Annotated in this window: 22 protein-coding genes and 2 pseudogenes; 9 read left to right on the forward strand and 15 right to left on the reverse strand. The window is 74.4% G+C overall.

What is annotated here, in order from left to right; genetic code table 11:
* The first annotated feature begins 58 nt into the window (after nucleotides 1-58).
* Nucleotides 59-634 carry a Uma2 family endonuclease gene (locus tag GA0070215_RS01995; RefSeq protein ID WP_091041152.1) on the forward strand — a complete coding sequence of 192 codons (576 nt, stop codon included), beginning with the start codon at nucleotides 59-61 and terminating at the stop codon, nucleotides 632-634.
* Here GA0070215_RS01995 and GA0070215_RS02000 read toward each other — a convergent pair.
* Nucleotides 615-1,037 carry an ester cyclase gene (locus GA0070215_RS02000; RefSeq protein WP_091041155.1) on the reverse strand — a complete coding sequence of 141 codons (423 nt, stop codon included), beginning with the start codon at nucleotides 1,035-1,037 and terminating at the stop codon, nucleotides 615-617. The genes GA0070215_RS01995 and GA0070215_RS02000 overlap by 20 nt on opposite strands.
* Before the next feature lie 112 nt (nucleotides 1,038-1,149).
* On the opposite strand from GA0070215_RS02000, the gene GA0070215_RS02005 reads away from it, so the two are divergent.
* Nucleotides 1,150-2,172, forward strand: coding sequence for a glutathione S-transferase family protein (locus GA0070215_RS02005; protein WP_377467148.1), 1,023 nt, complete (start codon nucleotides 1,150-1,152; stop codon nucleotides 2,170-2,172).
* A 69-nt stretch (nucleotides 2,173-2,241) separates the two neighbouring features.
* On the opposite strand, the gene nuoH is transcribed toward GA0070215_RS02005, so the two are convergent.
* Nucleotides 2,242-3,204, reverse strand: coding sequence for an NADH-quinone oxidoreductase subunit NuoH (gene nuoH, locus GA0070215_RS02010; RefSeq protein WP_013288672.1), 963 nt, complete (start codon nucleotides 3,202-3,204; stop codon nucleotides 2,242-2,244).
* On the reverse strand, nucleotides 3,204-4,112 hold the full coding sequence (locus GA0070215_RS29775) for an NADH-quinone oxidoreductase subunit C (protein ID WP_091041159.1): 909 nt from the start codon (nucleotides 4,110-4,112) through the stop codon (nucleotides 3,204-3,206). Before GA0070215_RS29775 ends, nuoH begins: the two co-directional genes overlap by 1 nt.
* A gap of 103 nt (nucleotides 4,113-4,215) precedes the next feature.
* On the opposite strand from GA0070215_RS29775, the gene GA0070215_RS02020 reads away from it, so the two are divergent.
* Nucleotides 4,216-5,262 (forward strand): glucose 1-dehydrogenase, encoded by a 1,047-nt coding sequence (locus GA0070215_RS02020; RefSeq protein WP_026268426.1) that lies wholly within the window; start codon nucleotides 4,216-4,218, stop codon nucleotides 5,260-5,262.
* Between the two features lie 20 nt (nucleotides 5,263-5,282).
* Here GA0070215_RS02020 and GA0070215_RS02025 read toward each other — a convergent pair.
* A pseudogene (locus GA0070215_RS02025) lies at nucleotides 5,283-6,598 on the reverse strand (DUF2252 domain-containing protein).
* Nucleotides 6,599-6,635: 37 nt separating this feature from the next.
* Nucleotides 6,636-7,196 (reverse strand): NADH-quinone oxidoreductase subunit B, encoded by a 561-nt coding sequence (locus GA0070215_RS02030; protein WP_091041162.1) that lies wholly within the window; start codon nucleotides 7,194-7,196, stop codon nucleotides 6,636-6,638.
* A 351-nt stretch (nucleotides 7,197-7,547) separates the two neighbouring features.
* On the opposite strand from GA0070215_RS02030, the gene GA0070215_RS02035 reads away from it, so the two are divergent.
* Nucleotides 7,548-8,105 (forward strand): RNA polymerase sigma factor, encoded by a 558-nt coding sequence (locus GA0070215_RS02035; RefSeq protein WP_091041165.1) that lies wholly within the window; start codon nucleotides 7,548-7,550, stop codon nucleotides 8,103-8,105.
* Nucleotides 8,098-9,288 (forward strand): hypothetical protein, encoded by a 1,191-nt coding sequence (locus tag GA0070215_RS02040; protein ID WP_091041168.1) that lies wholly within the window; start codon nucleotides 8,098-8,100, stop codon nucleotides 9,286-9,288. The genes GA0070215_RS02035 and GA0070215_RS02040 overlap by 8 nt, the downstream gene beginning before the upstream one ends.
* 185 nt (nucleotides 9,289-9,473) lie before the next feature.
* On the opposite strand, the gene GA0070215_RS02045 is transcribed toward GA0070215_RS02040, so the two are convergent.
* The 3 genes from GA0070215_RS02045 to GA0070215_RS02055 are packed head-to-tail and all read right to left on the reverse strand — an operon-like array spanning nucleotide 9,474 to nucleotide 12,725.
* Nucleotides 9,474-10,952: a pyridoxal phosphate-dependent decarboxylase family protein gene (locus tag GA0070215_RS02045; protein ID WP_091041171.1), complete on the reverse strand. Its 1,479-nt coding sequence runs from the start codon at nucleotides 10,950-10,952 to the stop codon at nucleotides 9,474-9,476.
* Between the two features lie 31 nt (nucleotides 10,953-10,983).
* Nucleotides 10,984-12,378 (reverse strand): MFS transporter, encoded by a 1,395-nt coding sequence (locus GA0070215_RS02050; RefSeq protein ID WP_036346393.1) that lies wholly within the window; start codon nucleotides 12,376-12,378, stop codon nucleotides 10,984-10,986.
* Between the two features lie 32 nt (nucleotides 12,379-12,410).
* A complete protein-coding gene (locus GA0070215_RS02055; protein ID WP_018787643.1) occupies nucleotides 12,411-12,725 on the reverse strand; it encodes an MGMT family protein in 315 nt (104 codons plus the stop codon).
* Between the two features lie 13 nt (nucleotides 12,726-12,738).
* Between GA0070215_RS02055 and proB the strand changes: the two genes are divergently transcribed.
* Together proB and GA0070215_RS02065 are read left to right on the forward strand one after the other, a co-directional pair.
* Entirely contained in the window at nucleotides 12,739-13,896 is a 1,158-nt protein-coding gene (gene proB, locus GA0070215_RS02060; protein WP_091041175.1) for a glutamate 5-kinase, read from the forward strand.
* Between the two features lie 76 nt (nucleotides 13,897-13,972).
* Nucleotides 13,973-15,214: a glutamate-5-semialdehyde dehydrogenase gene (locus GA0070215_RS02065; RefSeq protein ID WP_091041179.1), complete on the forward strand. Its 1,242-nt coding sequence runs from the start codon at nucleotides 13,973-13,975 to the stop codon at nucleotides 15,212-15,214.
* 970 nt (nucleotides 15,215-16,184) lie between these two features.
* On the opposite strand, the pseudogene GA0070215_RS29620 reads toward GA0070215_RS02065, so the two are convergent.
* The 6 genes and pseudogenes from GA0070215_RS29620 to GA0070215_RS02095 form a co-directional block, all read right to left on the reverse strand.
* Nucleotides 16,185-17,117, reverse strand: a pseudogene (locus tag GA0070215_RS29620) (prenyltransferase/squalene oxidase repeat-containing protein); the annotation flags it as partial.
* A 42-nt stretch (nucleotides 17,118-17,159) separates the two neighbouring features.
* On the reverse strand, nucleotides 17,160-18,407 hold the full coding sequence (gene moeZ, locus GA0070215_RS02075; RefSeq protein WP_026268429.1) for an adenylyltransferase/sulfurtransferase MoeZ: 1,248 nt from the start codon (nucleotides 18,405-18,407) through the stop codon (nucleotides 17,160-17,162).
* A 41-nt stretch (nucleotides 18,408-18,448) separates the two neighbouring features.
* The gene (locus GA0070215_RS02080) at nucleotides 18,449-19,267 is read right to left on the reverse strand and encodes a DUF3152 domain-containing protein (protein WP_026268430.1); all 819 of its coding nucleotides are present in this window, start codon (nucleotides 19,265-19,267) and stop codon (nucleotides 18,449-18,451) included.
* Between the two features lie 78 nt (nucleotides 19,268-19,345).
* A complete protein-coding gene (locus tag GA0070215_RS02085) occupies nucleotides 19,346-20,224 on the reverse strand; it encodes a DUF3152 domain-containing protein (RefSeq protein ID WP_091041184.1) in 879 nt (292 codons plus the stop codon).
* A gap of 5 nt (nucleotides 20,225-20,229) precedes the next feature.
* Nucleotides 20,230-21,228, reverse strand: coding sequence for an alpha/beta fold hydrolase (locus tag GA0070215_RS02090; RefSeq protein ID WP_091041187.1), 999 nt, complete (start codon nucleotides 21,226-21,228; stop codon nucleotides 20,230-20,232).
* Between the two features lie 40 nt (nucleotides 21,229-21,268).
* Entirely contained in the window at nucleotides 21,269-24,145 is a 2,877-nt protein-coding gene (locus GA0070215_RS02095; protein WP_091041190.1) for a hypothetical protein, read from the reverse strand.
* 149 nt (nucleotides 24,146-24,294) lie between these two features.
* On the opposite strand from GA0070215_RS02095, the gene GA0070215_RS02100 reads away from it, so the two are divergent.
* Nucleotides 24,295-24,933 (forward strand): TetR/AcrR family transcriptional regulator, encoded by a 639-nt coding sequence (locus GA0070215_RS02100; protein WP_018787651.1) that lies wholly within the window; start codon nucleotides 24,295-24,297, stop codon nucleotides 24,931-24,933.
* A gap of 65 nt (nucleotides 24,934-24,998) precedes the next feature.
* Nucleotides 24,999-25,226 (forward strand): DUF3107 domain-containing protein, encoded by a 228-nt coding sequence (locus tag GA0070215_RS02105; RefSeq protein ID WP_018787652.1) that lies wholly within the window; start codon nucleotides 24,999-25,001, stop codon nucleotides 25,224-25,226.
* A gap of 136 nt (nucleotides 25,227-25,362) precedes the next feature.
* On the opposite strand, the gene GA0070215_RS29780 is transcribed toward GA0070215_RS02105, so the two are convergent.
* Nucleotides 25,363-25,545, reverse strand: coding sequence for a ferritin-like fold-containing protein (locus tag GA0070215_RS29780; RefSeq protein WP_425253322.1), 183 nt, complete (start codon nucleotides 25,543-25,545; stop codon nucleotides 25,363-25,365).
* Between the last annotated feature and the right edge of the window lie 89 nt (nucleotides 25,546-25,634).

Genomic DNA, 25,634 nt, shown 5'->3' on the forward strand with positions numbered 1-25,634 from the left:
ACTCTTGGCGGCGGTATCGTGAGCGCGGGGAGAACGACGCACCGGGAAGGGCTCACCGATGACCGCCGCGCTGGAGAGCGATCACCCGCCGGAGGGCGGGTGGACGACAGACGATCTGGACGCGCTGCCGGAGGACGGTCGCCGCCGCGAACTGCTCGATGGAGTGCTGCTCATGTCCCCCTCCCCCACCCGGATCCACCAGAGCATCGCGGCCCTGCTCATGGTCGCGCTCGACGAGGACTGCCCCGACGGGTACGACGTGACCCAGGGTGTGGAGGTGCGCATCAACCGCACCCGCTCCTTCATCCCGGACGTGCTGGTCACCACCGCAACCGCCGCCGCGCGCGAGCCGTCCCGGTACGAGCCGCACGAGGTGGTGCTCGCCGTGGAGATCGTCTCGCCCAGCACCCGGTCCATCGACCGGGTGCTCAAGCCGGCCCTCTACGCGCAGGCCGGGATCCCGTTCCACTGGCGGATCGAGATCGAGGACGAGGGCATCGTCGTCTACACCTACAAGATCGATCCGGTGCACGAGGTCTACACGGAGACCGGCCGGTGGACGAAGTTCGTCGACACCGGCGAGCCGTTCCCGGTGAACCTGCCGGTCGACCGGATCACGCCTCGCCGGGTCTGAGCGGGGGCAGCATCTGCACGCCGAGCTGCTGGAGCACCTGGAACAGCTCGTTGACGCTCCACACGTCCACGATCCGCCCGTCGTCGTCGAAACGCAGGAACGTCGCGCCCGAGTAGCTGACCACCCGGCCGGTCGGCGGCACCGGGCCGAACTGGCCGGCCTGGGTGCCGGCGGCCCGCCAGCGCACCGCCGCCCGCGTACCGGTCGCCACCACCTCGACGATCTTGTAGCGCAGGTCGGGGAACGAGGCCCGCCGGTCCCGGTGCCACGCCAGCATCGCCGCCGGGCCGGTGCCGCCGAGCCCCGGGCAGTCCGCCGCCACCAGCTCGTACGCGCTCTCCTCGCGCCCCGCGTTCCACACGTCGGCGACGAAACGCCGGGCTGCCGCCTCCACATCGGTCACGGCGGGCAGCCTATGCGCTCTCCCGGGCGCTCACCCTGCCGGTCTCCGCAGACGCTCGCCCTGCCGGCCACCGCCGGAGCGACCATGATGGGAGCGAGAAGCGAACTCGGAGGTGGGCGTGGTCAGCGACGACGAGGGCCTGAACCGGACCGGCGGCAAGTACGTGGAGCCGGGTGGCGAGTTCACCCGCGACCAGCGCTACATCGCCACCCGGATCACCGCGGACGAGCGGGACGGCTGGCCGGTGGAGCCGGGGCGCTACCGGCTGGCGGTCAGCCGGGCCTGCCCCTGGGCCAACCGGCTGATCATCGTCCGCAGGCTGCTCGGGCTGGAGGACGCCATCTCGATGGCCGTGGCCGGGCCCACCCACGACAAGCGGAGCTGGACGTTCGACCTGGACCCGGACGGCAAGGACCCGGTGCTGGGCATCGAGCGGCTGGCCGAGGCGTACTTCGCCCGCTTCCCCGGCTACGAGCGCGGCATCACCGTCCCGGCGCTCGTCGACGTGCCCACCGGTCAGGTGGTGACAAACGACTACGCGCAGATGAGCCTGGACCTCACGACCGAGTGGACGGCGCACCACCGGCCGGGCGCGCCGGACCTCTACCCGGAACCGCTGCGCGGCGAGATCGACGAGGTGAACGAGGTCGTCTTCGCCGACGTCAACAACGGCGTCTACCGGTGCGGCTTCGCCGGCAGCCAGGAGGCGTACGAAAAGGCGTACCACCGGCTGTTCGACCGGCTGGACCGGCTGAGCGAGCGGCTGGCCGGGCAGCGGTACCTGGTCGGCGACACGATCACCGAGGCGGATGTGCGGCTGTTCACCACGCTCGTCCGCTTCGACCCGGTCTACCACGGGCACTTCAAGTGCAACCGGCAGAAGCTCAGCGAGATGCCGGTGCTGTGGGCGTACGCCCGGGATCTGTTCACCACGCCCGGGTTCGGCGACACCATCGACTTCGACCACATCAAGCGGCACTACTACGAGGTCCACCGGGACATCAACCCGACCGGCGTCGTGCCGCTCGGCCCGGACCTGAGCAACTGGCTCACCCCGCACGGACGGGAGGAACTGGGTGGTCGCCCCTTCGGCGACGGCACCCCACCCCCGCCCCACCCGAGTCCGAGCGAGTAGACCCCGCCCCGGCCCGCCCCTCCCCGCCGGGGCGGGGGGCCGGGGGGCGGGGAGGGCGGGAGGGGCGGGCTACAGGGCCAGGCGGACTGCGGCGGTCAGGACGAGCTGGGCCAGGGCCAGCGGGACCAGGACCAGCCAGCAGAGGCGCTGCAGCTGGTCCTCGCGCAGCCTCGGGTAGCTCACCCGCAGCCAGATGATCACGAAGGCGACGGCGAAGACCTTGAGCAGCGTCCACAGCCACCCGAGCTGCGCGTCGGCGAACGGGCCCTGCCAGCCGCCGAGGAACAGCACAGTGGTCAGCGCCGCGATCACCACGATGCCCACGTACTCGGCGAGCAGGAAGAACGCGAACCGCAGGCCGGTGTACTCGGTCATGTAGCCGAAGACCAGCTCGGAGTCGGCCACCGGCATGTCGAACGGCGGACGGCGGATCTCCGCCAGTCCCGCCACGAAAAAGATCACCATGGCCGGCGCCTGCCACAGCAGCCACCACGGCTGCCACGCCTCCACGATGCCGGGCAGGCTGAGGGTGCCCGCCGCCATCGCCACCGAGGCGGCTGCGAGCACCAGCGGCAGCTCGTACCCGAGCAGCTGGGCCGCGCCACGCAGCCCGCCGAGCAGGCTGTACTTGTTCGCCGACGCCCACGCCGACATCAGCACCGCCAGCACGCCGACGCCCACCACGGCGAGCACGAAGAACAGGCCGATGTCCAGCGGCTGGGCCACCAGGTCACCCGGTCCGAGCGGGATGACCAACAGCACGAGCAGGTACGGCACCAGCGCTACCGCCGGCGCCAGCCGGAACACCGGCCGGTCCGCGTCGCGGGGGGTGACGTCCTCCTTCTGCACGAACTTGATCCCGTCGGCGACCAGTTGCGCCCAGCCGTGGAAACCGCCCGCGTACATCGGGCCCAGCCGGCCCTGCATGTGCGCCATCACCTTGTGCTCGGCCTGACCCACGATCAGCGGCAGCGTGAGGAACGCGACGAGCACGCCCGCCACACGCAGGACCAGCTCCAACCAGTCCGGCATCAGCTCTCCCCCGCCGCGTCGGGCCCCGGCTCCTGGCGGGGCGGACCGGTCGGCCGTTCCCCCGGCAGCGGCCGACCGGGCGGACCCGCCTCATCCGCCGCGGGAGCAGCACCGGACCCCGGCCCGGCCTCCCCGGAAGCAGGCCGCTCCGAAGCCTCCCCGGCAGTCGGCCGCGCCGGGCGCTCAGCGGCATTCGGGCGCGCCGGGCGCTCAGCGGCAGCAGGGCGCGCCGTACGCTCCCCCGCAGCGGGCCGCGGCGGACGTTCCCGGGCCGGGCGCGCCGGCGTACCCCCGCGGGGGCCCGCACCGGCGCCCGCCGCACCCGCCGGCGTGGGCGTCGTGCCCCACTCACCCGGCGCGGGCACGCCCGGCGGCCGCACCGGCCGACGGCCGCCGCCCGCCTCCGACTCGCCCGGCTCCTTCGCGCCGGGCCACGGCTTCGCGACCCGGGAGGCGAGGACGAACTCCTTGCGCAGCGGGTGCCCCTCGAACTCCGGCGGCAGCAGCAGCGGCCGCAGCTCGCCGTGGCCGGCGAAGTCGATGCCGAACATCTCGTGCGTCTCGCGCTCGTGCCACGCGGCGCCGGGGAACAGGCCGACCACCGACGCGACGACAGGCGTGTCCCTCGGCACCCGGGTGCGCAGCAGCAGCCCGTGCCGGTGGCGGACCGACCAGAGGTGCAGCACCACGTCGAAGCCGTCGGCCAGCTCGTCCACCGCCGACAACCAGTCCAGGAAATCGAGACCCAGCTCGTCGTCGTCGCGCGCCGCGCGCACCGCGTCCGCCCAGCTCGCCGGGGGTACGTCGACGGTGGCACGGGCGTACCCCTGACCGCCGGAGACCGACGCCGTGGCCTCGACGGGCGCGAGCAGCGCCACCACTCGGCGGCCGACCTCTTCCGGAGTCATGCGCTGATCCTATGGCCGACGGCTGCGGACCGGGTCGGGCCGCCCGGGCCGGGATCGCCGCTTTGCCGGGCGGACGGCGGCGGCGCGCGGAAAGATGAGGTCCGTGCGTGCTGTGACTGTGACCCCCGGTCTCCCGGATTCTCTGCGGCTCGTCGAGGACTGGCCCGAGCCGCCGCCCGAGGAGGGCGCGATCCTGGTCGAGTCGCTGGCCGTCGGTGTCTGCGGCACCGACCACGAGATCGTCGCCGGCGAGTACGGCGAGGCGCCGCCGGGCCAGGAACGGCTGGTGCTCGGGCACGAGTCACTGGGCCGCGTGCTGGACGATCCGACCGGCACCTTGCACCCCGGCGACCTGGTCGCCGGCGTGGTCCGCCACCCCGATCCGGTGCCCTGCGCGAACTGCGCGGTGGACGAGTGGGACATGTGCCGCAACGGGCGCTACACCGAGCACGGCATCAAGGGGCTGCCCGGGTTCGCCCGGGAACGCTGGCGGTTGCAGCCCAAGTTCGCCGTCGGCCTGGACCCGGCGCTCGCGTCGGTGGGCGTGCTGCTGGAGCCGACGAGCGTGGTGGCGAAGGCGTGGGACCACATCGAGAGGATCGGCCGCCGGGCCGAGTGGAAACCGATGACCGTGCTGGTCACCGGCGCCGGGCCGATCGGGCTGCTGGCCGCGTTGCTGGGCAGCCAGCGTGGGCTGTCGGTGCACGTGCTGGACCGCAACACCACCGGGCCGAAGCCGGAGCTGGTCCGCGCGCTCGGGGCGACGTACCACACGGCGACGGTGCCCGAGCTGGACGTGAAGCCGGACGTGGTGATCGAGTGCACCGGCGCGCCCACCGTGGTGCTGGACGCGATGTGCAAGGCCGCGCCGACCGGCATCGTCTGCCTGACCGGGGTGTCCAGCGGTGGCCGGAAGATCGACTTCGACGCCGGGGCGCTCAACCGGGAGCTGGTGCTGGAGAACAACGTGGTGTTCGGCTCGGTGAACGCCGGCCGGCGGCACTGGGAGATGGCCGCCGAGGCGCTCGCCCAGGCCGAACAGTCGTGGCTCACGTCGCTGATCACCCGCCGGGTGCCGCTGTCGAACTACCGCGAGGCGTACGCCTCGGCCGGCGAGGACATCAAGGCGGTACTCGACTTCACGCATTGAGGCGCCGCGCCCCGGCCGGCTCAGATGCCGGGCAGCCGGCCGTTGCGGAACAGGTCCACGAAGAGCTGGTGGTCCTCGCGCGCCCGGATGCCGTACCGGTGGCCGAAGTCGACCAGATAGCCGACGAACGCCTCCGGGTCGGCGTCGACGACCGCGACGACCGCCTCCTCGGTGGAGTAGTCGACGAGGTCGTGGCTGGACTCGTCGTCGGCGACCGAGTGCATCCGGGCCACCGCCCGGCCCAGGTCGGCGAGCACGCCTGCCAGTTCCTCCGGCTCGTTCACGTCGGCCCAGTCCAGGTCCGCCGCGTACGGGGACACCTCGGCGACGAGCTGCCCGACGCCGTCCAGCTCGGTGAAGCCCAGCCACGGGTCGGCGTGCGCCTGCAACGCGCGCTGCGACTCGGCGGTGCGGTGCCCCTGGTGCCGGAAGTACGACCGGACCCGCTCGTCGTCGACGTACCGCGCCACGGCCGGCACCTGCGCCTGCTTCATGTAGATGACGACGTCGTTCTCCAGCGCCTGGGTGTGCCCCTCCAGCAGCAGGTTGTACGACGGCAGCCCGGCCGACCCGATGCCGACGCCCTTGCGCAGCACCACGTCCTTGATGCCGGCGGCCACCGGGCGCATCCGGGTGGTCGGGTCCGGCAGCGAGTGCAGGTAGTCGGCGAACGCCGCGCAGACCTTCTCCCGGGTCGCGTCGTCGATCTCGTGGACGCCGTCGCCGAGGGAGAACCGGCGCTCGTAGTTGTCGATCGTGGTCTGCGCGGCCAGCAGGTCCACCCGGGTGTTCAGCCGCGCCTGCTGGAGCACCCGGCGCAGCACACCGTCGGCGTTGTCGAGCGTGATCGAACCGATCGCGTCGTCGCCGCCCGCGGCGATGGCCCGCAGTTCGGCCAGGTACGACCGGGCGAAGCCGGTCACCAGCTCGCCGATCACCCGGTCGGAGAGCGCCTTGGCGTAGCGAGCAGCGCCACGCTCGCGGCGAAGCGCTTCAGGTCCCAGGTGAACGGCCCGACGTAAGCCTCGTCGAAGTCGTTGACGTTGAACACGAGCTGCCCGGAGGCGTTCATGTAGGTGCCGAAGTTCTCGGCGTGCAGGTCGCCGTGGATCCACACCCGGCTGGTCCGGCCGTCGAGGAACCGGTCGCTGGCGAAGTCGCCCCGCTGGTCGGCGTAGAACAGCGCGGCGCTGCCCCGGTAGAAGGCGAACGGTGACGCCGCCATCTTGCGGAACTTGCGGCGGAACGCCGCCGGGTCGATCGCCATGGACGCGCCGAACTCCGCGGTCAGCACGTCGACGATGAATGCGGAGCGCTCCTCCGCGAGGTCGGTCATGAGCCGCAGGCTAACCCCGCGCCGCCACCCGGGCGGTTCAGCCGACCGGCGGACGTACCGGTGGTGCGGTCAGCGCCTCGACCGGCCGCGCCACCGCGTCCGCCGGGGAGGTCAGCGCGTCGGGCCGGGGCACGCCGCCGACGCCGGACTGCTCGGCGGCGATCCTCTCCTGAAGGCGCAGGATGCCGTGCAGCAGCGCCTCCGGGCGCGGCGGGCAGCCGGGCACGTACACGTCGACCGGGATGAGCTGGTCGACGCCCTTGGTCACCGAGTAGGAGTCCCAGTACGGGCCGCCGCAGTTGGAGCAGGCACCGAACGAGATCACGTACTTCGGCTCGGGCATCTGGTCGTAGAGCCGCTTGACCGCCGGGGCCATCTTGTCGGTGACGGTGCCGCTGACCACCATCAGGTCGGCCTGCCGGGGCCCGTGGGCGAACGGGATCACACCGAGCCGCATGAAGTCGTGCCGGCCCATGCTGGTGGCGATGAACTCGATGGCGCAGCAGGCCAGGCCGAAGTTGAAGACCCAGAGCGAGTAGCGGCGGCCCCAGTTCAGCACGAACCGGATCGGCTCGCCGAGCACGGCCGGCACCTGCATCTCTGGCCTCCCTCGCAGAACTCCGAGGTGCCAGTCAACCACAGCCCGCCGACGGCGGATCGGGCTCCGATGGGACACCATCACGGTGCCCGAGGCCGATCCGGCCGACAACGCCGTCTCGTTCGATCTGACCATCGCCGGCTGACAACCGTTCCCCCGTCGTCCCGCCCGGAGCCGATCCGGGCGGGGCGACGTCGTCTTCCCCGCCCGAGCGCGGGGCGGCTCTGCGCGATGTCGGCCGGTTTCCCGACGCCCGACACCGCGCTCGGACGGCAACCACCGCAACCGGTACGGGCGTCAGGGCGTGTGACCGGCGTGACCGCGTCGGCGGTACGCATACGGGGAGGACCAGTGACGGTGACGAGGGAGCCGATGCTCGACGAGCCACCCGAGGGGACAGCGAGGCGCGCCGAGAGGCGCGAGGCAGTCGACTTCGACGGGCTCTACCACGCGCACTTCCGGTCCCTGACGCTCCAGCTCACCGCCTACTGCGGCGACCTGTCCCATGCGCAGGACATGGTGCAGGAGGCGTTCTGCCGGGCGTTGGCCCGCTGGTCCCGGGTGTCCCGCTACGACGACCCGGTGGCCTGGGTCCGCCGGGTGGCCTGGAACCTGGCCACCAGCCGCTGGCGGCGGCTGCGTACGGCCCAGGCGTGGCTGCATCGCCAGCGGGAGGAGTACGTCCCGGGGCCGGGGCCGGACCGGGTCGCGCTGACCGCCGCGCTGTCCGAGCTGCCGCCTCATCAGCGCCGCGCCGTGGTGCTGCACTACCTGGCCGATCTCAGCGTCGCGCAGATCGCGGCCCAGGAGGACGTGCCGGAGGGCACCGTCAAGTCCTGGCTGTACCGGGGGCGGACCGCCCTGGCGGCGAAGCTCACCACCACGAGCGAGGTGAACCACCATGACTGAGCCCGACGACATCCTGGTCGGCGGCGAGTTCGCCGAGTTCCGCGCCGCGTACACGCCGGTGGTGCACCCGGCCGGGACGGCCGCGGTCCGGCGCACGGTCCGGCGCCGTCGCCGGCGGACAGCGGTGGTCACCGCGACGGCCGTGGTGCTCGCCGTGGTGGTCCCGGTGGGCGCGAACGCCGCCCTGGACCGGCGGCCCGGACCGCCCCCGACGCCCGCGCAGACGGTCACCCCGACTCCGTCCGAGAGCACGTCGCCGCCACCGTCCACGCCGTCGCCGAGCGCTGCCGCCTCGACCCGGGGCGTGCCGGACGGCCGGATCACCCGATCCCAGCTGCTCGCCGCCCGGCTCGACCTCGTGTCCTGGCCGGACGCGCCGGAAACCTGCGTCAGCGACGACGTCCGGCTCCGGGCCGGGCCGCAGGACGACTCGGTCCCGACGCTGCTGGCCGGTCCGGAGTACGTCGATCTCGACGGTGACGGCGCGGCCGAAACGGTCGTCCTCGTCGCCTGCCGCTACGGCGAGGCGTCGGGCAAGCAGGTGCTCGCCCTCGATCGGGACGACGACGGCCGGGTCATCACCATGGGCCGGGTCGTCGGCACCCGTGCGGGCATGGGCGACATCACCGAGTTCTCGGTGCGGGACGGCGGGGAGATCAGGGCGCACGTCGCCGACGTCCAGCCCTGTTGCGGCACGCCGGAATGGGCGCCGCAACGGCAGTGGCGGACGTACTCCTGGAACGGTGAACGGTTCCGGCAGGTCGACGGACCCACGAGGTTCGGCACCGACCCCCGCCTGACCGACCTCACGATGACCGCCCGGGACGACGTGGCCGGGCCGCCGGACAAAAAGGGGATCCGGAAGGTGACGGTCACCGTGACAGTGGTGAACCGGGGGCCGGTGAGCGTGCGCATGCTCGGGTTCGCTGGCTGGTACGGCTACACGGTACCGACTGATTCCGCCCTGGACCGGTGCCGGAACGTGCGGCTCGACGGAGACATCGCCTGTGTGCTGGACACCCTGTCGGTGGGCGCGAGCAGGACGTACACGTTCACGTTCGACCATCCGGTGACCGCCGACGAACCGCCGACGCTACGCGTGATCCACGTCGACTCGCAGCAGCGCTACTGGAACGACCTGAACCGGGAGGACAACGAGGTCGAGCTGACCTCTGTCGGCTGACCGACGCTGCCGGTGAGCTGGGCACCGGCACCTTCACCGGGAAGGGGAACTACTTCTGGGGGGCTGCGGACCCGCAGGACGTGGACCCGTCGGACAACACCACCTCGTTCACGGTGACTGCGGTCGCCGCGAGCTGACCGTCGCCCGCCCGGCCGGCGCCCACGCGCCGGCCGGGCGTCGCCGTGTCACCAGGCCGGACGCTGGAGCATCCCGACGAACTCGGCAAGCAGCCGTTCCCGCAGCCGCGCCGGGGCGGAGTCCAGCAACGTGTTCACCACCGCCATCCGGTCCGGCACACCGGCGCCGCCGGCCAGGCCGAGCCCGTCCGCCAGCCCGGCCACCAGCTCGGGGGTGAGCGCCTCCGGCGTGAGGCTGCCGGCCAGCGCCAGCAGCTCCGGCGGCAGCACGACCGGCCCGGCGGCGCGGGCCGCCGCGACCGCCTCGGCCAGCGCCGGACCGAACTCGGCCACCCGGGGCGCCACCGCCGCGGTCACCGTGAGGTGGACGCTGGCCGGCAGATCGGCGTACGTGAGCTGGGGCTGGGTGTGCCAGCCACGCGCGGTCAGCTCGTCGACCAGCACGAACAGGTCGAGCCCCGGGTCGTCGCTGGTGAAGCAGACCACAGTGGTGTCCGGTTCGGCCATCAGCCGCAGCCCGCCGGTGGCCCGTACCGCACCGGCCAGCCCGGCGACCGCGTCCCGGGTCGCGGCGGCCAGCCGCAGGTAGCCGTCCTCGCCGAGGTGGCGAAGTGTGGCGTACGCGGCGGCGATCGGCCCACCGGACCGGGTCGAGGCGATCACCGGGTTGACCATCGTGTACCCGGGCCAGTCGGCGTACGCGAAGAACTGCGGGGCCCGCAGCGCCGGATCGCGGTGCAGCAGCACCGAGACGCCCTTCGGGGCGTACGCGTACTTGTGCAGGTCCACCGAGATCGAGGTGACGCCCGGCACGGCGAAGTCGAACGGCGGCACCGGCGCGCCGAGCCGGCGCAGCCAGGGCAGCGCCCAGCCGCCGAAGCAGGCGTCCACGTGGCAGCGCACGCCCGCGGCCTGCGCGACGGCGGCGATCCCGGTCACCGGGTCGACCACCCCGTGGGCGTACGACGGGGCGGACGCCACCACCAGCACCGTCTCCGGGCGGATCGCGGCGGCCACCGCTGCCACGTCCGGCCGCAGCGTCACCGGGTCGACCGGCACGGTGTCCAACGTGACCCGCAGGTAGTGCGCCGCCTTGGCGAACGCGGCGTGGGCGCTGGCCGGCGCCACGATCCGCGGCTCGGTCAGGTCGGGGCGGGCGTCCCGCGCCGCCTTGACGGCGAGCAGCAGCGACTCGGTGCCGCCGCTGGTGACGCTGCCGACCACGTCCGGCGCACTGGTGCCCGGGCCGCCGCCGAGCAGGCGGGCGGCGGCGCCGACGAGCGCGTTCTCCATCGCCAGCAGCGACGGGAACGCGGTCGGGTCGAGGCCGTTGACGTGCGCGCTCTCCGCGTAGGCGGCCTGCGCCAGCTCGTCCAGTCCGGCCACGCCGGGGTCGTAGACGTACGCGAACAGCCGCCCGCCGTGCGTCGGACGGTCGGTGGCCCGCAGCGCGCGGATTTCGTCCAGCACGTCTGACGCGGGCGTCCCGCGCGCGGGCAGCGCGCCCACGTCTGCCGTGTCGGTCATCGGGTGGTTCCTCTCGTGGACGGGCCGGTGTTCACGCCCGCGCGGCCGGAGCGGCGCGGTCGGCCCCGAGGGCGGCGGCGCCGGGCGCGGTGTCCCCGGGCGCGTCGGCCAGCTGGGCCGGGGTCAGGGTGTAGCCGCGCAGCAGCACCAGTGGGATCGCCACCAGCAGGGCGGGCAGCACGGTGAAGCCGAGCAGCACGCCGAGCCGAGCCGTGTCCGACTGGACGGCGGCGGTACCGGTGGACGACGAGACGTAGCCGGAGAGCTGGAGCACCAGCCCGTAGATGCCCGGCCCCAGCGCCAGCCCGAACGTCTCCCCGGCGGTCCACAGCCCGGTGAACACCCCGGCCTGCCGCCGCCCGGTGCGCGCGGTGTCGTAGGCGATGCAGTCCGGCAGCATGGCCAGCGCGAAGACCTGCTGGCCCGCGTACCCGACGCCGATCACCGCGACCACCGCGTAGGCCGCGGCGGCGGGCAGCGCGGGCGCGGCGACCAGGGCCAGCGCGCCCGCCGCGAAGATCAGCGAAGCGGCGACGAGCGACGCCCGCTTGCCCAGCCGGGCACCGGCCCGGGACCAGAGGGGCATGACCAGCAGCGCGGGCGCGACGAAGCAGGCGAACAGCAGCGTCGGGCCGCTGTCCGGCTCGCGCAGCACCTGGTCGGCGAAGTACTTCACCCCGGCCAGCACGGTGGCCACCCCGGCGGACTGGATCACGAAGCAGATCAGCAGCACCCGGAACGGCCGGTTGCCGGTGGCGACCGCGAGCTGCGCGCGCAGGCTCGGCTCGCTCTCCCCCACCGTCCCGGTCGGCGCGGACCTGGTGCCGAGGAACACGCCGACGGTGCCGGCGACGATCAGCGCGGCGACGAACAGGCCCATCCACCGGTGGCCGGGGACGCCGTCGCCGCCCACGGTCACCACCGCCGGGGCCACCGCGCCGGAGACCAGGATGGCCAGGGCCAGCACCGCGATCCGCCAGGTCATCAACCGGGTACGCTCTGCCGGATCGGCGGTCAGCTCGGCCGGCATGGCCACGTAGGGCACCTGGAAGAACGCGAACGCGGTGGCTGTCGCCAGGAACGCCAGCGCCACGTACGCGGCGGCGGCCGGACCGTCGGCGAACGGCGCGGCGAAGATCGAGGCGAACAGTACGGCGAGCGCCAGCCCGCCGCCGAGCAGGTACGGCCGGCGCGCGCCCCAGCGGGAGCGGGTCCGGTCGGAGATCCGCCCGGCGACCGGGTTGACGAGCACGTCCCACGCCTTCGGCAGCAGCACCAGCAGTGCGGCCAGGCCGGCGGCGACGCCGAGCGTGTCGGTGAGGTACGGCAGCAGGAGCAGCCCGGGCACGGTGCCGAACGCGCCGGTCACCAGCGAACCCAGCGCGTATCCGAGATGCACCCGGCGGGGCAGGCCCGAAGCTGTCATGGAGCCGAATGCTACTCACGTTATGGCCGGCGTCACATCCCCTCGTCCGGTGACCAGGACGCCGCCGCCAGGTCCACCCGGTCGCCGCGCAGCGGGCACCCCTCGGCGAGCAGCCGTTCCCGGGCCTTGCGCTCGTGCCCCGGCGGGAGCCGGCCGGCCGCGTTCACCACCCGGTGCCACGGCACCCCACCACCGTGCCGGGCCATGATCGAACCGACCAGCCGCGGCGACGCCCGCCCCGAGCGCTCGGCCAGCGCGTCGGCCACCGCCCCGTACGACATCGCCCGCCCCGGCGGAATCCGCTCGACCAGCGCCAGCACCGCCTCGACGTACTCGTCAGGTGTCACGAGCTGCCACGATATGGGAACGCGCCGAGGCGTGGCAGACCGCAGCGCGCAGAATGGTCGGGTGCGCGAAGCAGTCACCTCGGCCCGGCGGGTCGTGGTCAAAATCGGTTCGTCCTCGCTGACCACCGCGACGGGCGGCCTCGACGACGCCCGGGTCGACGCGCTCGTCGACACGCTCGGCGGGCTCGCCGCCGACGGACGTGAGGTGGTGCTGGTCTCCTCCGGCGCGATCGCCGCCGGACTCGCCCCACTGCGGCTGACCCGGCGCCCGCGCGACCTGGCCACCCAGCAGGCCGCCGCCAGCGTCGGCCAGGGCCTGCTGATCGGCCGGTACGCCGCGGCGTTCGCCCGGCACAGCCGCACCGTCGGGCAGGTCCTGCTCACCGTGGACGACGTGACCCGGCGGGCGCACTACCGCAACGCGTACCGGACGTTGCGCAAGCTGCTGGACCTGCGCGCGGTGCCGATCGTCAACGAGAACGACACGGTGGCCACCGACGAGATCCGGTTCGGCGACAACGACCGCCTCGCCGCCCTCGTCGCCGCGCTCGTCGACGCCGACCTGCTGGTGCTGCTCTCCGACGTCGACGCGCTCTGGACCGGCGACCCGGCCCGGCCGGGCAGCACCCGGATCACCGAGGTGCACGGCGAGAGCGACCTGGCGGGCGTGGACATCGGCGGGGCCGGGCGCGCCGGAGTGGGCACCGGCGGCATGGTGACGAAGGTCGAGGCGGCCCGGATCGCCACCGGCTTCGGCATCCCGGTGGTGCTCACCGCCGCGCCGCTGGCCGGGCCGGCGCTGGCCGGTGAGCCGGTCGGCACGTACTTCCACCCGAGCAGCCGCCGCCCCGCAGCCCGGCTGTTCTGGCTGGCCCACGCCACCGCCCCCCGCGGCCGGCTGCACCTCGATCCGGGCGCGGTGCAGGCGGTGGTCGGCCGGCGCAAGTCGCTGCTGCCCGCCGGCATCACCGCCGTCGACGGCGCGTTCACCGCCGGCGACCCGGTGGACCTGGTCGACACCGCCGGCGCGCCGGTGGCCCGGGGCCTGGTCAACTACGACGCGGTGGAGCTGCCCGGCCTGCTCGGCCGTTCCACCTCCGAACTCGCCGCGGCGCTCGGCCCGGCGTACGAACGCGAGGTCGTCCACCGCGACGACCTGGTCCTGCTGTAAGGAAGGGCCCCTTATTAACAGACGTCTGTTAATAAGGGGCCCTTCCTTAAGAAAACACCTCCGAAGGAGAAGCACGATGAGCGTCGTCGAGCAGGCCCGGCGAGCCCGGGACGCGGCGGAAGCCCTGGCCACGGCCACCCGTACCGTCAAGGACGCCGCGCTGCACGCGATGGCCGACGCGCTCGTGGCGCGTACCGCAGAGGTTCTGGCGGCGAACGCGGCGGACCTGGCGGCCGGGCGCGAGGCCGGGCTGTCCGCGGCCGTGCTGGACCGGCTCGCGCTCGACGAGGGCCGGGTGGCGGCCATCGCCGACGCACTGCGCCAGATGGCCGCACTGCCCGACCCGGTGGGTGAGGTGGTACGCGGCTCGACGCTGCCCAACGGCTTGGAGCTGCGCCAGGTGCGGGTGCCGTTCGGGGTGGTCGGCATCGTCTACGAGGGCCGGCCCAACGTGACTGTCGACGCCGCCGGGATCTGCCTGAAGTCCGGCAACGCGGCGCTGCTGCGCGGCTCCTCGTCGGCCGCGCACTCCAACGCGGCGCTGGTCGCGGTGCTGCGCGACGCGGTCTCCGGTGCCGGGCTGCCGGCGGACGCGGTGCAGTTGCTCGACTCCACCACCCGCGACTCGGTGAAGGAGCTGATGCGCGCCCGCGGCCTGGTCGACGTGCTGATCCCGCGCGGCGGCGCGTCGCTGATCCGCGCCGTCGTGGAGGAGTCGACGGTGCCTGTCATCGAGACCGGTGTAGGCAACTGCCACGTGTACGTGGACGCCGCCGCCGACCTCGGCAAGGCCCTGGCGATCACGCTGAACGCCAAGACCCAACGCCTGTCCACCTGCAACACCGCGGAGTCGCTGCTGGTGCACCGCGACGTCGCGGACGCGTTCCTGCCGGCCGTGCTGGCCGCGTTCGCCGAGGCCGGGGTGACTGTGCACGGCACGCCCGCTGTCGCCGCCCACTCCGACGCCGTGGTCCCGGCCACCGAGGAGGACTTCGGCGCCGAGTACCTCTCCGCCGACATCTCGGTGGCGGTGGTCGACTCGCTGGACGCGGCGGTCGCGCACATCCGCCGGTACGGCACCGGCCACACCGAGGCGATCGTCACCGATTCGCAGCGGGCGGCCCGGGAGTTCGTGGCCCGGGTGGACTCCGCCGCGGTCATGGTCAACGCGTCCACCCGTTTCACCGACGGCGGCGAGTTCGGGTTCGGCGCGGAGATCGGCATCTCGACGCAGAAGCTGCACGCGCGCGGCCCGATGGGCCTGCCGGAGCTGACCAGCACGAAGTACGTGGTCACCGGGGACGGCCACGTACGCTGACCGGCTCCGGCTCGTGGCGTGCTTGCGGTAGCGCCACCTCGCCGTACTGGTGGGGCCGCCGCCAGATCGGCGAGGTGGCGGCACCCCGGCGCCCCTGATGCCGCCACTTCGCCGAACCGGTGTTGATCATCGGCGGGTTGGGCTACGCGAGCTGGAGTGGACCACCGTCCGCCGGTTCGGCGGGGTCGACCGGCGGGGTTGTGCCGGGCTGCAGCGAGGAGGCGATCGTCGGGGCCATGGGCGCCGGCGGCGGCGTGGCGAGCGGAGGCGTCCCGGGAGACACCGGGGCCGCACGCGGCGTCGCAACCACCGGAGGTAGACCGGGCATAACCGGGCCGGGTGGCAGGTCCGGCACCGAACGCGCAGCAATCCCGGTGCCCTCTTCGGGGAGCAGGCCGGGCGTGACGATCCAGTCAGACCACGGGCCCGGCCCACCGTCCGGACCGGCCGACAGCGCGGGCGCTGCCACCGGTCCGGTCGACGGGCCGGGGCCGGGACCGGAGGGCAGGTCAGGGCCGAAGCCCGCCGACGATTCGGGCCCGCGGCCGGACGAAAGCTCAGGGCCACGGCGGACCGACGGGTCGGAACCGAAACCCGCCGATGCAGCAGATCCCCCGGCCGGGCCCGTCAGCGGGCGAGCCAGGGCAGGGCTGGCAAACGTGGGCAGCGGAAGGGCGGGCGCGGGGGCGGGCGCGGCCGAAGGCGCAGGGGCGGGGGCGGGCTCGGCCGACCCAGGCGCAGAGACGGGCGCGGGCAGCGCAGACACGGACCTGGACGGCGGGGACACGGGCGCGGACGGCGGGGACACGGGCGCGGATGACGGAGGCGAGGAGACAGGCGGCGCAGGCGAGGCGGACGGCGGAGAGGCGGGGAGCCGGCGCGGGGCCGGTATGGCCGGCGGCGCGGGCAGCTCGGCGGTCTGCGGCACCACGAACGGCGCTCCGGACACCGGGGCCTCGGGTGTGTTCGGGCGGCACGCGCGGATCGCCCGCAGCGTGGTGTGCACGTCGAACTGGTGGCCGTCGTCGCTGTCCCAGCCGCCGTCGCTGCGCTGGGTCTCCGCGAGCCGCCTGCGCGCCGAGACCAGCAGCCACTGCTCCTCGCCCACGTCGGCCCGGCGCAGTGTGGCCGCCAGCCAGGCCACGTCGGCCGGGGACATCTGCGGGACCCGGTCGGCCAGCACCGCCTGGATGCGCGCCGACTCGTAGTACATCTGCTGGCGGTGCAGCACCGCGGCGGCGAGCCAGCCGGCCGGCAGGAACGACGGCCAGCTTCCGTCCGGCGCGAGCTGCGCGGCCAGCGCCTGCGCCGCCGCCTGCACCACACCGGCGTACGCGCCGCCGACCCGGTGGTCCAGCGGCCCGGCGGCCCGGGCGTCCAGCCCGGCCACGGTGAGCCAGAATCCGGCGTTGGCGGTCTGGTAGAGCCGAGCCTCGGGGTCGCCCGGGGTGGCCCACTCGGGGGCGAGCCCGGCCAGTGAGGGGTCCTCGTCCCAGCCGCCGTCGGGTAGTTGCCGGGCGGCCAGCCAGTCCAGCGCGTGCCGGGCGGCCGGGCGGCCCAGCGCGCCGAGGTCGTCCAGCTCGGCCAGGCGGAAGCAGGTCGCGTCGATCGAGGCGACGTCACCGTCGAGGACGGCGGGCCAGCCACCGCCCGGCGCCTGTCCGGCCTCGGCGGCGTCGAGCACGTCGGGCGGCACCGGAGCGCCGGAGCGCAGCCGGGAGAGGCGGGCGCGGTCCACCGCGTCACCGTGAGCGACGACGAATCCGATCGCCGCGTCCAAGTCGACCACGGCACTGACCGTACTGGCGCGGCCGACGTCACGCCTCGGTAGCTCGGTCAGGACCACCCGGCCCAGCGGTCGCCGCGATCGGCGTATGCCCACGCCAGGGGCGCCGGAGAGCACGATGGGCCCGCCCGGGACGCCGGGCGGGCCCATCGAGAAGACTCAGTACGCGGGCAGCGACGGGTCGACCTGCTTGACCCAGGAGAGCACACCGCCCTGGAGGTGCACCGCGTCGGAGAAGCCCGCCGCCTTCAGCGCGGCCAGCGCCTCGGCGGAGCGGACGCCGGACTTGCAGTGCAGCACAATCTGCCGGTCCTGCGGGAACTTGGCCAGCGCCTCGCCGGACAGGATCTCGCCCTTGGGGATGAGCGTCGCGCCGGGGATCCGGACGATCTCGTACTCGGCGGGCTCGCGCACGTCGACCAGGAAGATGTCCTTGCCGGAGTCCTGCCAGTCCTTCAGCTCCAGCGCGGTGATGGTCGAGTCGACCACCGCCTCCTGCGCCTCGTCGGAGACCGCGCCGCAGAAGTCCTCGTAGTCCTCCATCAGGTCGGTGAGGGTCGGGTTCTCGCCGCAGAGCACGCAGTTCGGGTCCTTGCGAACCTTGATCTTGCGATAGCTCATCTCCAGGGCGTCGTAGACCATCAGCCGGCCGACGAGCGGCTCACCGATGCCGGCGAGCAGCTTGATCGCCTCGTTGACCTGGATCGACCCGATCGACGCGCAGAGCACGCCGAGCACGCCGCCCTCGGCGCAGGACGGGACCATGCCGGGCGGCGGGGGCTCCGGGTAGAGGCAGCGGTAGCAGGGGCCGTGCTCGGCCCAGAACACCGACGCCTGGCCGTCGAAGCGGTAGATCGAGCCCCAGACGTACGGCTTGCCGAGCAGCACCGCCGCGTCGTTGACCATGTAGCGGGTGGCGAAGTTGTCGGTGCCGTCGACGATCAGGTCGTACCGGGAGAAGATGTCCCGAACGTTCTCCCGGTCCAGCGCGGTGTTGTGGATCTCCACGTCGACCAGCGGGTTGATCTCGCGGATCGACGCCGCGGCGGACTCCGCCTTGGACCGGCCCACGTCGGAGACGCCGTGGATGACCTGGCGCTGCAGGTTCGACTCGTCGACGGTGTCGAAGTCGATGATGCCGAGCGTGCCGACACCTGCCGCGGCCAGGTAGAGCAGGGCCGGCGAGCCGAGGCCCCCGGCGCCGACACAGAGCACCCGGGCGTTCTTCAGCCGCTTCTGCCCCTCCACCCCGACGTCCGGGATGATCAGGTGGCGCGAGTAGCGGCGGATCTCGTCTACGGTCAGCTCGGCGGCGGGTTCGACGAGCGGGGGCAACGACACGGTGGACTCCCCGGAATCGGCGGTGTGACCGCGCCATTGTCGCTCGCCCGGACGGGGATCGGCCATGATGAGGGACACTGCGCCCGAACTGCGGGACCGGGAATAACTCAGACGCCGTCGGTGGGCTCGCCGGAGTATCGCGTCCCGCCGACGTACGGCCAGGCGTTGGGCAGGCAGCCGTCCAGCCCGTACGTCTGCTGCTGCATCACCGGGGCGGGCGCTCCGGGCTCGGGGCACGCCTGGTGCAGTTCGCCGAACTCGTGCCCGACCTCGTGGTTGATCACGTATGTGCGGTAGACCTCCAGCGGGGCGCCGTAGTCGGGCACCGCCGTCATCCACCGGGCCAGGTTGAGCACGACCCGGCCGGGCAGCCGGCAGGAGGTGTACCGATCGGTGCGCAGGCCGCCCTCGGCGCACATCCGCTCGGAGGTTACCGGGGTGGCGAGGTAGACGGTGAAGTCGGCAGCGACCGCCTCGGGCACCCGTTGCACCCGCAGGTCCCCGGACGCGATCCAACTGCGCGGGTCGCCGAGTACCGCGTCCACGGTGGCGGCGAACCCGTCGGCGTCCTGCCCCGTACCCTGCTCGACCTCGACCCGGTAGCGGCGCAGCGGGCCGTCCTGCCCGCGTACCGGGGACCGGCCCTGCGCCACCGCGAACGTTCCGGGGCCGGCGGTGGGGTAGCCGGTCGGCGCCGCGGCCGGGACGTCGGCCTCGGCGCCGCGGGCCAGCGACGGTTCGGCGGCGAGCGGCGTGTGCCCGGACGGCGGCGCGTTCAGGCGGGTGACGCCGGCCGCGCCGCTCAGGGCCGCGAGCAGCATCGCCAGCAACAGAACCGAGCGGCGCCGGCGCCGGCGCATCCGGCGCCGCGTGGGACGCTCGGGTGGCGGTGCCGCCGGGTTGTCGTAACGGGACGACGACGTCATGACCCCAGCGTCCCATGCAATTCGGGCATTTAGTTGCTTTTGCCACCTATGCCGCGAATGTTATTCACAAGCCGGCGCTCAGAGGGACGGCCCGGTGTACCGCTTGCCACCCAGGTAGGGCCACGGGTTCGGCCGGCAGCCCTTGAGGAAGAGCGTCTGCTGCTGCATCACCGGCGCCGCCCGGCCCGCACCCGGGCACCCCTCGTGCCGGTGCCCGAGCTGGTGACCCACCTCGTGGTTGACCACGTAGAGGCGGTACGCGTCCAGCGGCATCCCGGCGTCGACCAGATGCGGCGCCGAGGTACGCCACCGGGCCAGGTTGATCACCACCTTGCCCGCCACCCGGCACGACGTGTACGGCACGCCGCCCACCCGGATGTCGATCCCGCCCGCCCCGCACAGCCGTCCGGCCGTGTCGCGGGTGGCCAGGTAGACCGTGAAGTCGTACCGGTCGTCCGAGCCGACCCGCTGCAACCGCAACCGGCCGCCGTCGACCCAGCTGCCCGGGCCGGCCAAGGCCCGCTGCACCGCCTCACCGAAGGCGGTGACCTCCTCGCCGGAGCCGTTCTCCACCGCCACCCGGTAGCGGCGCAGCGTCCCCGAGCGGCCGAGCACGCCGCTGGGCCGCTCGTCGTACGCGAAGCTGCCCCGGCCCTTCGCCGGACCGGGGTCGGACAGCGTCAGCACCGGCGCGGCCGGAGAACTGGGCACCACCGGAGGCGACGGCGGAACGCTCGGCGTGGACGGTCCCGGCATGGACGGTCCCGGCGTTGAGGCCGGCGGCTGGGCGACGAACCCGTCGGTGAACCGCGCCACCGCACCCGCCGACGGCAGTTGCACCGCCGCGCCGACACCGACCGCGGCGGCGACGACGAAGGCGCAGACCACGAGCGCGGTACGCCAGTGACGGAGCGAGGAACGGGAGCGGGCGGCACGAGGACGGCGTGAGCTGGGCATCCGGCTCAGCCTGCCATGTCGCGCTCCGTTCCGCTCTCCCCCATGCCGGTGACGAGCGACGGGGTCGCCTCGGCCAGCAGGCCGAGCACCGCCCGCGCCACGGTCCGGGGCACCTCCAACTGGGCCACATGCCCGACGCCGTCGAGCATCAGCAGCCGGCTGTCCGGGATGACCCGGGCCGCCTGCGGCGCCACCCGCACGTCGACCAGCCGGTCCTGCCGCCCGCCCACCACGAGCGTGGGCACCCGTACCGCCGCCGCCTGCCGCCAGAGCGCGCCCTCCCCCGGCAGGTACGAACGCAGGAAGCTGCCGACCAGGCCCCGGAACGTCCGCACGTACGCCGCGGCGTAGTGGGCCACCTCGTACCGGATCCGGATCTCGTCGATCGCCTCCTGCCGGCGCTGCTCGCTGATCCGGGTCAGGTCCGCCACGCAGGCCTCCATCACCTGCTGCGCCGTCACCTCCGGGCTGAACTGGGCCAGCCGCCAGGCGGCCAGCCGTTCGCCCCGGGGGATCGCCAGCAGCGGGAGCATCCGCCCCTGCAACGAACGGCGGAAGTCCAGGAACGGCAGGGCGGGTGAGACCAGGGTGAGCGTGCGGACCAGGTCCGGGCGCAACGCCGCCACCCGGACCGAGATCGCGCCGCCGAGCGAGTTGCCGAACAGGTGCACCGGGCCCCGGTCGCTGTGCTCGATCCACCGGATCACCCGATCGGCGAAGGACGGGATCGTGTAGCGCGGGCCGGGTTCGCTGCGCCCGAAGCCGGGCAGGTCGATCGCCTGCCCGTCGAGCCGGTCCGCGAGCAGCCCGGCCAGGTCGGTCCAGTTCTGCGCCGACCCGCCGAGGCCGTGCACGTACAGCGCGGGCTCCGCGCCGCCACCGGTGGCCGGGGTGTCGCGGACGTGCACGAGCGTGCCGTCGAGGCGTACGTGCCGGCCGGGCCAGGGCGGCGGGACGTGGTGTGCGGGAAGGCTGTGCTCCGGCCACAGTGCGGCGCGCTTCATGCCTCCAGTCTTCCCCGCCGGGGCCGTACCGCACACGCGCTCAGGAGAGCAGCGCCTCCAGCCGCCGGTTCACCGCCGCGAGCGTGGCCCGCACGACCGCCTGCCGGGGATCCCCGGCCACCAGCGCCGAACCGGCCAGCTGCTCCACCCAGCCGTCGCAGACGAGCAGCACCACCACTGTGGCGACCTCGCAGTTGCCGAACGGCACCACCGCGGCGTGCTCCACGAAGCACCGGCCCCGCTCGCCGGCCGGGACGGCCCGGCCGAGCAGCTCGTCCACCGCGGCGGCCGCGGCCACCGCGCAGAGCCGCAGCACGTACCCGTCGACGGCCGGCCCGGTCGCGTGCCCCTCGGCCGTCCGGTCACCGGCGACCAGGCGGACCTCCGTGGTGGCGTCCAGGCCGAACGTGCTCACCAGGACGTGCTCGATCACCACGCGGGGCCCCGGCACGCCGCCGGTGTCCAGCGGTCGCGACGGCGCGGTCTCCGTCGTGGTCATCTGCCCACCGGAGTACGACGTACCGAGCGTGACCGGGCTGCCGGTGGACATGCCGGTCGGCGCGGCGGCCAGCGACGTCTCGTCCACAGCGGCCCGGCCCCGGTGGGTGGCCTGCCGGCGGCGGCGCGGCGGCTCGTCGCCGTCGCCGGGCACCTCGGCCGGCCGCGTGGCGCGGTCCGCGCCGAACCGCGCGTCGCCGGACCGGTTCGCGGCCGGACGTGCCACACCGGTCCGCGCCGGCATCTCGTCGCCGCCCGTCTCGTCACCGTTGCGGGCCTCGCCCGGCTCGGGCTGCGCGGCGCCGGTCCCGTCGGTACGGGCCTGGCCCGGCGCGGACTGCCCGCCGGGTGCCCGGTTCTCGCCCGCGCGCGCCTCACCGGAGCGGTCCAGCCGCGCCGACCGGCGGCGCAGCGGCGCCGGTGGCGGCACGGCGGGCTCGCCGGGCAGGTTCTGCGGGGCGGCGGCCAGGCCCATCCGCTCCTGGAGCAGCCGGGCCACCAGGCGGCTAACCTCGGCCGGGTCCGCGCCGTCGGCCAAATCGAGCCGGAGGCTGTGCGCGCCGGCCGGGGTGCGGCGCAGCGCGGCGTCGCGTACGCCCGCCACCTCCCGGACCGCGTCGAGGATCGCGTTGACGTCGAAGCCCTCCGGCCGCTCCCGTAGTGGCGCGGGTTCGTCGTCGCGGCGCAGGTGGGTGGCGATGCGGGCGAGTTCGGGGGTCTCGGCGGACGGTTCCACTGCCGGTGGCTCCGGCACGACTGGCACGTCCGGTTCCGAGGGGACGCGCTGCGGCAGCACGGGGGACGGATCCTCCGGTCGGGGCTCGGCGACCGCGTCGGCGGCCGGCACCGGTTCCGGTGCGGACCGGCGGGCCGCGTAGGGAGGGGCGCTCGTCGGGTGGGACGCGGGTGTGCGGTCGAAACGGGGCGCGCCGCTCGTGGCGGGCACGCCTGAGGTCGGCGGGGCGGTGGCGGCCGCTTCGGTGGGGGGCGCCGGAGCGTATCCACCGGCCGGGGCGGGCGGGGCGCTGGTCGGCGCGGGGCCGGCGGGCGCGCCCAGCGGGGCGACCGGCACCGGCGGCCCGGCCCAGGAGGGCCGGTCGTAGCCGTGCGGCGGTTCGGCGTCGCCCCGGGCCAGCCGGAACGGCCGGGTCGCCTCGGTCGCCGGCTCGGGTGCGGCCGGCGGCTCGTACCGGCGCGCCGGCTCGGGCCCGGCACCCGGCTCGTACCGGCGCGCCGGCTCGGGCCCGGCACCCGGCTCGTACGGCCAGGACGCCTCGGACTCGGCGGACGGCGGGTACGGCCGCGCCGCCTCCGGTCCCGGGGCAGGCTCGGCGCGCATCGGCTCGTACTGCCGTACCGGCTCGGGTCGGGGTGGCTCGTAGGCGGCCGGCGGTTCGACGCGGGCCGGCTCGTACGGCCGCACCGGCTCGGGCGACCACTCGGCCGCGCGGTCCTCGCGGGGGGTGCGGTGGGCGGCGCTGTCGTCCTCCCACTCCCGCCGCTCGGCGACGGGCTCTCCGGTGCGGCGGGCCGGCGGCTCCTCCGGGCCCCGGACCGGCGGCTCCTCGGCCCGGCGGGCCGGCGGCTCGTCGGTGCGGGCCCACGGCGGGGCCCAGCCGTCACCCCAGCTCGGGCGGTTCCAGGACGGCCCCGACCAGTCCGGTTCGGCGGCGGCTCTCGGGTCGTCCGCCGGGATCTCGGCCGCGGCCCGTGGCTCGGCGGTGACCGCCCGGCCCTCCGGCGGGTGCACGTCGCCCGGTGCGTGCTCCGGCCGGCTCGGGACCGGCGGGGTGATCGGCCGGTCGGCCCAGCCGCGGGACAGCGACGGGGTGGACTCGGTGTTCGGCGCGTGGAAGCCCGGCGGCACCTCGAAGCCGGAGGCGGCGGCGCCGACCGGCGGGACCTGGAGAGCCGGCGGCGCGGAGGTCGGCCCGCTGTCGGCCCAGCGCGGGGCCCGGGCGGCCGGGTCGTCGGCGGCGTGCCGGGAACCGGTGGCCTCTCCCGGGTCGGCCGGCTGCTCGATCGTCGGCGCCGGGCGCGGGGCCGGTACGGCCAGCCGCTCGCCGTCGGCCGGCCGGGGCGGCTCGTCCGCGGGCGGGGCGCTGACCGGCGCCTGGCGGGTCACTGGCGACTCCTCCCCGGCGTGGTGCACGCCGTTGACGTGGCGGCCGTTGACGCGGCCCGGTTCCGGCGCGGAGTGGCCGGGCAGCGGGGCCGGCAGGTCGCCGTGCCGGGGCGAGGAGGCGGCCCAGCCGCCGAGGTCGCCGTAGGGCCAGCCGCCGGACGCCGGAGCGCCGCGGGACCAGCCGCTCGGCGGGGGCGCCCAACCGCCGCCGGTACGGACCGGGTCGTCCTGCTGGCCCGTCCCGTCGCCGTGCTCTCCCGGGGTGGCGGCTCCGGGTTGCCCTGTTTCACTCACCGCGCGCTCCTTGGTCGCCCCCGCTGAGGCTACCGTGTGGTGACAGTGGCGATAAGTTACAGCGGCGGGCCAATTCCGCGACGGGTTCACGAACCCGGACCGGTTCGGGTGATACGTGCCGGCTCGTACGCAGATACTCGGAGGATCCGATGACCGCAGTGGGGAACGGTGCACAGACCGCCGGTCGGCCCACCCGCCTGCCCCGCTCGGCGCGCCGTAAGCAGCTGCTCGCCGCCGCCCAGGAGGTGTTCGTCGCGCAGGGCTACCACGCCGCCGCGATGGACGACATCGCCGAGCGGGCCGGTGTCTCCAAGCCGGTGCTCTACCAACACTTCCCCGGGAAGATGGACCTGTACCTGGCACTGCTGGACACGCACTGTGACGCGATAGTGGCCAACGTGCAGGACGCGATGAGCGGCACCAACGACAACAAGGAGCGCGTCGGCGCCGCGGTGCGCGCGTACTTCGACTTCGTCGACCACGAGAGCGAGGCGTTCCGGCTGGTCTTCGAGTCGGACCTGCGCAACGACCCGGCGGTGCGGCAGCGGGTGGAGCGGGTCGAGCAGGGCTGCATCGCGGCGATCACCGACACGATCATCTCGGACACCGGGGTCAGCCGCTCGCACGCCCAACTGCTCGCCTCGGGTCTGGTCGGCGCCGCCGAGACGGCCGCCCAGTTCTGGCTCGCCGGCGGCCGCCAGGTGCCCAAGGCGGAGGCCGAGGCGCTGGTCGCGGCCCTGTCGTGGCGTGGCATCGCCAGCTTCCCGCTGCAAGGTGAGTCGGCCTGAACATCGGGCCGCCGGATCGGATAGCCTTCCCACGGTGGCTTTTTCGCCCCAGTTGAGGAGGCACAGTGGAGGTCAAGATCGGCGTGCAGTACGCGCCGCGGGAGCTGGTCCTGGAGAGCGCGCAGTCGCCGGCCGAGATCGAGCAGATCGTGACCGACGCCTTCGCCAAGGGTGAGGGCACGCTCTCGCTGACCGACGAGAAGGGCCGGCGCGTGATCGTGCCGGTCGGCAAGGTCGCCTACGTCGAGATCGCCGAGGCGTCGCCTCGCGCGGTCGGGTTCACCGTTCGCTGATTCCCGCGGCACCGGCCGCCGTGGCGGGCTCCCGCCACGGCGGCTCAGTTGTTCGATCCGGCGGCTGCCATCCGCGCGGTGTGCGCATCGGTCAGCCGGCGCAGCAGCCCCGGCACGTCCCCGCCGGTCCACCTGATCAACGCGACGAGCGCGCCCCGGCCGCCCGGCCCGCCTGGGACAGTGCCTCGCCCAGCAGCCGCCGCACCCACATCGACAGCCGCCCGGCCGTGCGGGGATCGACCTCGATCGCGGCCCGGATCTCGGCGGCGGCGAGGCGGTCGAACGCGAGCGGTTCGCCAGGGGCGACGAGCCCGAACAGGTCGGCCGCGCAGGGTCGGGCAGAGCTTCGGGGGCGGACACGAGCGCAGGGCTACCGGCGCCTCGCGTGTGACCCGAGTCACAGGTAGT

The sequence above is a fragment of the Micromonospora marina genome (genome assembly GCF_900091565.1).
Classification (GTDB): domain Bacteria; phylum Actinomycetota; class Actinomycetes; order Mycobacteriales; family Micromonosporaceae; genus Micromonospora; species Micromonospora marina.